The sequence below is a fragment of the Aminobacterium sp. genome (assembly GCF_034926885.1).
In the GTDB taxonomy this organism is placed as follows: domain Bacteria; phylum Synergistota; class Synergistia; order Synergistales; family Aminobacteriaceae; genus Aminobacterium.
Window position 1 is genome coordinate 1 of record NZ_JAYFQR010000037.1, and the last position, 8,795, is coordinate 8,795.

The 8,795-nt window shown below is 40.7% G+C and carries 10 protein-coding genes; all 10 read left to right on the forward strand.

Annotated features, from left to right (window positions below):
- On the forward strand, window positions 1–163 hold a 163-nt coding region (locus VB083_RS11615; RefSeq protein ID WP_213699255.1), incomplete at its 5' end, for a formate--tetrahydrofolate ligase.
- A gap of 19 nt (window positions 164–182) precedes the next feature.
- Complete coding sequence (gene folD / locus VB083_RS11620; RefSeq protein ID WP_213690888.1) at window positions 183–1,028, forward strand: bifunctional methylenetetrahydrofolate dehydrogenase/methenyltetrahydrofolate cyclohydrolase FolD; 846 nt, start codon at window positions 183–185, stop codon at window positions 1,026–1,028.
- 104 nt (window positions 1,029–1,132) lie between these two features.
- Window positions 1,133–2,677 carry a helix-turn-helix domain-containing protein gene (locus VB083_RS11625; protein ID WP_323402077.1) on the forward strand — a complete coding sequence of 515 codons (1,545 nt, stop codon included), beginning with the start codon at window positions 1,133–1,135 and terminating at the stop codon, window positions 2,675–2,677.
- 104 nt (window positions 2,678–2,781) lie between these two features.
- Window positions 2,782–3,945, forward strand: coding sequence for a M20 family metallopeptidase (locus VB083_RS11630; protein WP_213690886.1), 1,164 nt, complete (start codon window positions 2,782–2,784; stop codon window positions 3,943–3,945).
- Between the two features lie 15 nt (window positions 3,946–3,960).
- Window positions 3,961–4,503, forward strand: coding sequence for a TRAP transporter small permease (locus tag VB083_RS11635; RefSeq protein ID WP_213690885.1), 543 nt, complete (start codon window positions 3,961–3,963; stop codon window positions 4,501–4,503).
- Window positions 4,504–4,514: 11 nt separating this feature from the next.
- Complete coding sequence (locus VB083_RS11640) at window positions 4,515–5,792, forward strand: TRAP transporter large permease (protein ID WP_323402078.1); 1,278 nt, start codon at window positions 4,515–4,517, stop codon at window positions 5,790–5,792.
- Between the two features lie 84 nt (window positions 5,793–5,876).
- Window positions 5,877–6,920: a DctP family TRAP transporter solute-binding subunit gene (locus tag VB083_RS11645; protein ID WP_213690883.1), complete on the forward strand. Its 1,044-nt coding sequence runs from the start codon at window positions 5,877–5,879 to the stop codon at window positions 6,918–6,920.
- Window positions 6,921–7,007: 87 nt separating this feature from the next.
- Window positions 7,008–7,928 (forward strand): glutamate formimidoyltransferase, encoded by a 921-nt coding sequence (gene ftcD / locus VB083_RS11650; RefSeq protein WP_213690882.1) that lies wholly within the window; start codon window positions 7,008–7,010, stop codon window positions 7,926–7,928.
- Between the two features lie 6 nt (window positions 7,929–7,934).
- Window positions 7,935–8,558 (forward strand): cyclodeaminase/cyclohydrolase family protein, encoded by a 624-nt coding sequence (locus VB083_RS11655; RefSeq protein WP_213690890.1) that lies wholly within the window; start codon window positions 7,935–7,937, stop codon window positions 8,556–8,558.
- A 118-nt stretch (window positions 8,559–8,676) separates the two neighbouring features.
- On the forward strand, window positions 8,677–8,795 hold a 119-nt coding region (locus VB083_RS11660; RefSeq protein ID WP_323401787.1), incomplete at its 3' end, for a formate--tetrahydrofolate ligase.

An 8,795-nucleotide genomic window follows, 5' to 3' on the forward strand; every position in this document is an offset into this window, starting at 1 on the left:
AGAAGGCTTTGAGCTGACGGTGAGAGAAGTTCGCCTGTCGGCGGGAGCAGGTTTCATTATTCCCATAACGGGATCGATAATGACCATGCCTGGCCTTCCGAAAGTTCCAGCCGCTATGAGAATTGACGTTGACGATAACGGAAATATTACCGGCTTGTTCTAAAAGTGGGAGGCCATTAAAAATGAAAGCTCAAATACTTGACGGAAAAAAGGTAGCAGCAGACGTAAGAGCATCTATAAAAAAAGAAGTTGATTCTTTAAAAGCGGAAGGGAAGCACATTCCAGGACTTGCAGTTGTTCTTGTCGGGGAAAATCCTGCTTCAAAAGTATATGTAGGTCAGAAAGAAAAAAAATGTAAGGAAGTAGGGTTTAATTCTTTTTTACATAAGCTGCCAGCAACGACGACAGAAGAAGAGCTTTTAAAACTTATAGAAACCCTTAATAACGACAAAGCTGTAGATGGAATACTTGTGCAGCTTCCTCTTCCTCCGCAAATTGGTACAAATAAAATATTGAAAGCTATTGATCCGCTAAAAGATGTTGATGGTTTCCACCCTGTAAATATGGGGAATCTTGTAACAGGTTTACCAGCGGTGCATCCTTGTACTCCTAAGGGAATAATGTACATGCTTGATGCTTATAACATAGATATTGAAGGAAAACATGCTGTTGTAGTTGGACGAAGCAATATTGTAGGAAAACCTATTGCCCATCTTCTTCTTGATCGTAATGCTACAGTTACTATCTGTCACAGCAGAACGAGAGATCTTGCTTCAATCGTGCGGCAGGCTGATATTGTTGTAGCAGCTGTTGGCAAGCCTCATCTGATTACTGCTTCGATGGTGAAAGAGGGGGCAGTTATTGTTGATGTTGGCATGAACAGACTTGAAGAAGGTCTCGTAGGAGATGTTGATTTTGAGGCTGTAGCTGAAGTAGCCTCTTGGATTACTCCTGTTCCAGGAGGAGTAGGGCCGCTAACTATTGCTATGTTGCTTCAAAATACGCTGGAAGCTGGACAAAAAAAGTAGACGTAAAGAAGATTGAAAAGAGGTCCTCTTAGCAGAGGGCCTCTTTTTTATTTTTCTCTTGTGATACAATACGAAAATCTTTTTATGAGGAGAGAACGACTTTCTTGTCTATTGTACGAACATGCAAAACCCTTGTTAACACTTCATTACTCGCAGGAGAAAAAGGATTGGATAATGTCATTGAGAAGATAGTTCTTTTAGATGACATGAGAGCAGGACGTACCTGTGAGCATGGTTTTTTCATTGTAGGAGGTTGGATTCCTGAAAGTAGCAATAAATACAGTCAGGATCTGAATCTTTTGCGTAAGGCCTTCTCAGCGGGAGTAGCTGGGGTTGCCTTGCAAGGAGATCTTCCTCTGGAGCTTGTTCGTTTGGCTGACGAGTATAACGTGCCTCTTTTCCACATTTCTTCAGATCAGATTTTACTTGACATCCTTTTCGCTTTAAATAGCGAAATAAAGGCAAATGAAAGTGGGCTTTATTCATCTTTTTCCCCTTTTGCAGATATATTACTTAGCGACGGAGACATTGAACATATACTATGGGCTTTGCGTGGAGAAATACATTGTGGCATAGCCTATAGGGATTTAATACATAAGAAATTATTTGTTGCGTCTCATTCTGATGATTTTAAAGAACATGTAAAAATTTATCCCCTGAAAGAAGTTATTAGGCTTCATCAACATATGGAAGTTCGAGTAGGTGGAGTTTTAAGTGGCTACCTCATTCTTAATAGATCAAGTCGTTCTGACAGAAAGTTTTCCTTTTACGAAATGACGGCTATGGAAAATGCGGTCATAGCTGTCAAACTTTCAATAGAAAAAAAATTGTCAACGCAACAAGTTGAACGTAACTATATTGATGAATTTGTACGTGACCTTATTTATAACAAAATGCAGAGAAGAGAAGAACTAGATAGTCGTGCAAGGACCTTTGGTTGGAATCCGACAAATGGCGTTGTCGTTGTCTCTATTGAGGTAGAAACAAAGAGTGGAGAGTCTGGAGAGCGTGAGCTTCAGGTCTTCTTTTCCACAATAAGGTCTAAGTTTTTGGCTTTTTTCCCAAAGTCTATTTATACGTTGTTGACAAAATCTATAGTTTTTCTTGTTTCTCCTCCTGAACCGGATAATGGAATTAAAAGTCTTGAAACGAACCTATTGAAAGTTGCGGAACAATTAAACGAGGAAGTGGAGCGAGAGCTTCATTGTCAACTTGTCGTATCAGTAGGAGGATATAAATCTGACCCATTGAATACCCATGAAAGTTATAGAGAAGCCAGTAGAGCTCTTCGTGTTGCCCATCTTTCACCACAGCGTCAAAAAATCGTATTTTGGGATGCATTAGGAGCTATGAAGTTGCTTTCGATAGTTTCTCAAAGCCATGAAGCATCTCTCTTTTGCCATAAAGTACTCGAAAAACTTATAGAATTTGATTCCACGACAAACGGTGAATTACTTCAGACTCTTCGCGTCTTGAACAAGTGCAATTGGAATATAAAACATGTTTCGGATGAGATGAATTTTCACTATAACACCATTAAATATAGGAATAAAAAAATATGCGAACTCCTTGATTTTGACCCAGATGATAGTGATCAACGTTTTGATATAGCTCTTGCTCTTAAACTATATGATCTTGGCTCTTTCTAGCTAATTGTCAAAACTTGACAAGACAACCCCATAAAAGTTATCCACTCAAGCTAATGCCCTAATGGTTCTCCTCCGCTAAGCTACTATTGAAAGGGGGGAGATTCATGACGGGAGAAGTCTATATCTCAAGAGAAAAAGCAATTACAATTCTTCAGCAGCTTATTCGTATACGTACCTCTCAGCCCTCAGGCGATGAAAGAGATGCTGTAACATATATTTCCTCCTTATTCCCGGACGATCGTGTTGAGAAAAGAATAATAAATCACGGCAATAATAGGGCATCCTTGATTATCACGATTCCAGGAGAGGATAGAAGTCGAGGAATAGCTATTTCTGGCCATTTGGACACTATTCCTGTCGGAGATGTTAGGGAATGGACACATTCTCCCTTTGGAGCAGAGATAGTTGACGATGTCGTTTATGGTCGTGGCGCAGCTGATATGAAGGGTGGAGTAACATCTATTATTTTTACTGCTTTATCTATCCTCAAGGCTGAATTTAAACCTGCTATAGATATTAGATTTTGTTTTACAGCGGATGAAGAAGTTGGAGGCATAGGAGCGAGTGCTCTCATAGGGGGAGGATTCCTGAACAGTGTGGAAGAAGTCATTCTTGTTAAGCCGACCAATGAAAAAATTGGATTGGCGGAACGAGGGGCAGTGTGGCTTCGTGTAAAATCTTTAGGGAAATCTTCTCATGCTGCTATGACTGGTGCAAGTGTCAATGCTCTGAGTGTTTTTAATAGCATAGCAGAGAAAATTACAGAGCTTTTCAACGAGGAGAAAAAACACGATCTCCTTGGCCATTCAACCTGTGTTGTAACCTCTCTTCAAGCTGAAAGTGATTTATTTAATGTCGTTCCTCATTGTGCGATAGGAACACTAGATATCAGAACCCTACCTAGCGTTGACCATGATTGGCTTCTTCAAGAAATTTATACCTGCGTAGAAAACGTGGAAAAATTAAATGAAGGAATCCATGTTTCAGTTGAAGTTGTTAACAACAGACCACCTGTTGGCATGGATGAAGAAGCACCTCTTGTGCAATCTTTGAAGGGAATTTATTCAGACCTTGATATTCCCTGGGAAAAAACAGGATTAAATTATTTTACAGATGCATCAATCCTTATTCCCTCTTTAGGTGTTCCTTTTGTAATTTTGGGGCCAGGTGATGACCTTTTCTTTCATCAGCCCGACGAGTATGTGCGAATCGATTCTGTTATTCGCGTAGGTGAAGTTCTTACACAATATGTGAAAAGTAGGAAGTAAAACGGGGGATCATAAATGAAGCTTCTCTATATAATAGACAATTTGTGTGAACGTTTTGAAAAATTTGTTGTTTCGTGGAGCATTATTATTATGGCTCTTGTTGCCATAGTTAATGTTATTGGGCGCAATCTTTTCCACCATAGTCTTACTTGGGCGGAAGAAGTGACCCAGTTTACCATAGTATGGGTTACCTTTGTAGGAACCAGTTACGCTGCAAGAATTGGTGCCCATATCCGAATGTCTGCCCTTTTTGATTTCTTGGGGCCTAAAGCTCGTAAAATTTTGATGATTATTGTTTGTGCTGGAACGGCGGCTCTAATGTTTTATCTTAGCTGGTTTGCATATGTATATGTTGCTAAGCTTGCTCAAATAAATAAACAGACACTAGGGTTGCATATTCCCCTCTATTTAATCATGCTTTGGGTTCCTGTCGGTTTCGTTATGACAGGTATTCAGTATGTGCTGGCTCTCATTAAGAACCTGACATCCAGTGATGTCTACGTTTCGAGAACTGTTATAGAAGGGCACACTGAAGACGAAGAATCTTTCGACTTTTAGGAGGGGACGTAATGTTACTGACACTTATGGGCACAATGATCATATTGCTGATTTTGGGGTTCCCAATGATGGTTCCCCTGGCAGCTGGAGCTTTTTTAACTCTTATATTGAACTTCCCAGGAGTTAATCCATCAATGTTGATACAGCAAGTTATTGGCGGAATTCAACCGATCTCTTTAACAGCCGTTCCAATGTTTATCTTTGCAGCAGATATTATGACCTCTGGACAAATTGCAGATAGACTACTGAATTTCGTCGTAAAAATGGTGGGACACAAAAGAGGCGGTCTTCCTATAGCAACAGTTACTGCATGTACCCTCTTTGGAGCAGTTTCCGGTTCAACACAAGCTACAGTAGTTGCCATAGGAGGACCTCTTCGTCCCATGCTTCTGAATGCTGGCTATTCTGCTTCCTTTTCTACTGCTCTGATTATTAACGCTGCCATTATTGCTCTGCTCATCCCACCAAGTATTTACATGATTGTTTATGGTGTTGTTGGCGGAGCTTCTGTTGGGGAGCTTTTTATTGCAGGGGTTGGCCCTGGTCTTTTAATCCTGTTACTTTTCTCCATTTATTGTTGGTTTATTTCACGCAAAGAGAATGGTATGACCAAAGCAAGTTGGAGCGAACGTTGGGTGGCTTTCAAAGAAGCTATTCTTGGTTTTACATTCCCGATCATTATTTTTGGTGGTATTTATTCAGGAGTATTTAGTCCTACAGAAGCTGCGGCTGTTTCCGTTCTTTACGCTTTTGTTCTTGAGTTTTTCATCTATAAGTCAATCAAGCTGTCTGATATTCCTAAATTAGCATTACGTACTGGAATAGTTACTGCTATCGTTTTCATTCTTATCGCAGTTGGGCAGGCCTTTTCTTGGACAGTCTCCTTTGCCAGAATCCCGAATTTGATTTTGCCTCCTTTGCTGGGAACAGATCCCTCTGTCATTCGTATTCTAGCTGTTCTTTCTATTGCGTACTTCTTAGGATGCATGTTTGTCGATCCCATTGTTGTTATCATGATACTTACGCCCATTTTTAAGCCTGCAATTGCTGCTTCAGGGCTGGATAACGTTTTAGTTGGAACGATCGTTACGCTTCAAGCTGCTATCGGATCTACCACGCCTCCTTTCGGCTGCAATATCTTTACTGCTATAGCTATCTTTAAACAGAAATATATGGATGTAGTGCGAGGTGTTCCTCCCTTTGTATTTATCTTGGTTCTTGTTTCAATTTTGTTGGTATTCTTCCCACAAATTGCGTTGTTCTTAAGAGATTTGGCTGTTGCTCAGTAAATAGCCCAAGGAATAGAAGTTATTAGTTTAGGATAAGGCGATAAAAATATTGCCTTAATTTAATAAAACAGGAGGGTTATATCTATGAAAAAGCTGCATGTGTTAGCTCTGGTTCTTGCTTTTGTTCTTGCGTTTTCTGGTATTGCAACTGCTGCCGAGTATAATTGGCGTCTGGCTGAAGAAGAAATAGCTGGTAGTGTTTGTGACCTTTATGCAAACGAATTTGCTCGCCTTCTTGCAGAAAAGTCTAATGGCAGAATTCAGCTTGATGTGTATCCACAAGGAACCTTGGGAACACCCACAGAAATGTTCGAGCTTTGCCTTAATGGCGCTATTGAATTTGCACTTGTAGGTCCTGGCCAGTGTGGTGCTATTGTTCCTGAAAACCAGATATTTTCTCTTCAATTCCTTTTCTCTGACGATGATATGCTCAACGAAAAAGTTCTTGCCACAAGCAAAGCTTTAAACGAAGATCTCGCTAGTGTTTATGAAACGAAGGGTTTAAAAGTCCTTTCTTATTTTAGCGAGGGTGCCATGTATTGGACAGGCAACAAACCTCTTCTTAAACCCGAAGATTTCAGTGGCTTCAAAATACGAGTCATGCCTTCTGAAATGCTTGTAGAAACGTATAAAGCCTACGGTGCCAATCCTACACCTCTTTCCTTCACAGAATTGTATAGTGCTCTGCAGCTTAATATGGTTGAAGGACAGGAAAATGCTCCTTACATTATCCAGGAAATGAAATTTATGGAAGTTCAAAAGTATCTCATTGCTTCAAAACATAACATCTATGTTATGCACACCCTTGCCAACGCTGATTTTTACAAGAGCTTGCCTGAAGATATAAAACAAATTGTTGAAGAATGCATCGCTGAGCTTCGGCCTTTTGTTTACAAAGTACAGCAAGACCTTAATGACAAACGTCTCGACATGATGGTCAAAGCTTTCAAACCTGATCAGAAACTTTTAGAGCTTGAACACGATCAGAGAATGAGTTTCCGTGAAATCGCCAAAAAAGCCGATGAAAAGTATTTTGAGCTTTCTGGAAACCCAGAATTTGCAAAAAAACTTCTTGAAGATTTCAGAGCAGAAATGGCTGCAGCGGAGAAAGAATTGGCAACAAAGTAAAAAGGCAGCTCTCCGTGCAGGGAGAAACTGCCCCTAAATAAAAATACAACTATTTTACATTCTACCAATTGATTGGAGGAACCACAATTGTCTAAAAGACAGTATGTACAAGCAGTACCTAACTTTAGCAATGGAAGAGACAAGGATGTTATTGAAGCTATCGTTGATGAAATCCGCAATGCCAAAGGAGTAAAACTCATCGGATATTTCCCCGATGCAGACTTTAATAGAACTGTTATCGAATGTTTAGGAGAGCCCAAGCCTCTTAAAGAAGCTCTCCTCAAGATGGCAGGCAAAGCCTACGAATTGATTGATATGGAAAAGCAGGAAGGAAAACATCCTCGTATCGGAGCACAGGATACAATTCCAGTTTTCCCGCTGCGAAATATTTCTCTTGAAGAGTGCACCCAGCTTGCCGAAGAAATCGGTAAAGAAATTTGGGAGCGTTATCAGGTTCCTGTTTACTTCAGTGGCGAGAATGCCAGAACGCCTGAGCGCAAAGAATTGGCATATATCCGCAAAGGTCAGTATGAAGGCTTGAAAGAAGTAGCTCATACACCTGAGCGTTGTCCTGATCTTGGCCCTGCAAAGCTTCATCCCACAGCAGGTGCTACAATAGTCAGTGCCGCAACTCATAATCTGGTAGCTGTTAATATGATTTTGAACACGACAGACCTTGAAATTGGAAAGAAAATAGCCAAAATGATGAGAGGTCCCAGTGGCGGTTTCAGCACAATTCGTTCAGTTGCATTTAAGCCGGATGGTTACGATAATGTAGCTGTCTCCATGAATATGTTTGATACGGTCAATACGCCAATTTACAGAGCTTTTCAGGTTGTAGAAAATGAAGCTCGCCGTTTTGGACTTACTATAATTGGAACGCAGATTTGTGGTACTCTTCCGCAGGATGCTTTACTGAACTGCGCTGAATATTTCCTTCGCATCGTTGATTTTGACCGCAATCAGATTCTGGAGAATAATATTCTAGCACTTGATGATGAGGAGTAGATGCGTATGTTAGCGGAAATGGATTTACGAGCTTTTGTAAAAGAACTTGCTTCAGAATCACCGGCTCCAGGTGGCGGTAGTGTAGCTGCTCTTTCTGGAGCTTTGGGAGCTGGCCTTGTCTCTATGGTTTGCAACTTGACCATAGGAAAAAAAGGATATGAGGCCTATGAGGCAATAATGACAGATGCTCGTGCACAAGCGGATAATCTGTACACAAGTTTGCTTGAAAGAATTGACAAGGATACAGATGCCTTTAATAAGGTTATGGCCGCTTTTAAAATGAAAAAAGAAACTGAAGAAGAGAAAGCGCTACGTAAAGCTGCAATCCAGGAAGCCTTTAAAGGGGCATGCGACTCGCCTTTTGCCATAGCTGAAGAATGCCTCGCCGTTATTCATTTAACCGATAGTATTGTCGATAAGGGAAATACAAATGCTATGAGTGATATGGGTGTCGCTGCTGCACAGGCTTTAGCCGGTCTGGAAGGTGCCATTATGAATGTGCGTATTAACCTTCCTTCTATAAAAGATGAAGCGTATGTAGCGGAGAAAAAAACTGCTGTTGAGAAAATGCTTGAAGAAGGCATCTCTCTTCGCCAGGCGATTCAGGAAAAAGTAGATTCAAAACTTTAAAAATCCTTATATCTTATAGTGGTAATGTCCATAGAGGGGCAGAATACTTTTCTGCCCCTTTTTGCCCTTAAAATATCTTTCGCACGAGAAATGAGCAGAGGAGGTAAGGCAACGAATGATGCTAAGCGATATTGAAATAGCACAGCAGGCCCAAATGAAGCCTATTGTGGAGATAGCTTCTCAGTTAGGTATCGACGAAGAGGAATTGGAGCTTTACGGAAAGTACAAGGCGAAGGT

Excerpts from the sequence above, each read along its gene's own strand:
- VB083_RS11640 (WP_323402078.1), top strand. The coding sequence starts at position 4,515 with ATGTTACTGACACTTATGGGCACAATGATCATATTGCTGATTTTGGGG.
- VB083_RS11630 (WP_213690886.1), top strand. The coding sequence starts at position 2,782 with ATGACGGGAGAAGTCTATATCTCAAGAGAAAAAGCAATTACAATTCTT.
- VB083_RS11655 (WP_213690890.1), top strand. The coding sequence starts at position 7,935 with ATGTTAGCGGAAATGGATTTACGAGCTTTTGTAAAAGAACTTGCTTCA.
- VB083_RS11645 (WP_213690883.1), top strand. The coding sequence starts at position 5,877 with ATGAAAAAGCTGCATGTGTTAGCTCTGGTTCTTGCTTTTGTTCTTGCG.
- VB083_RS11635 (WP_213690885.1), top strand. The coding sequence starts at position 3,961 with ATGAAGCTTCTCTATATAATAGACAATTTGTGTGAACGTTTTGAAAAA.
- folD (WP_213690888.1), top strand. The coding sequence starts at position 183 with ATGAAAGCTCAAATACTTGACGGAAAAAAGGTAGCAGCAGACGTAAGA.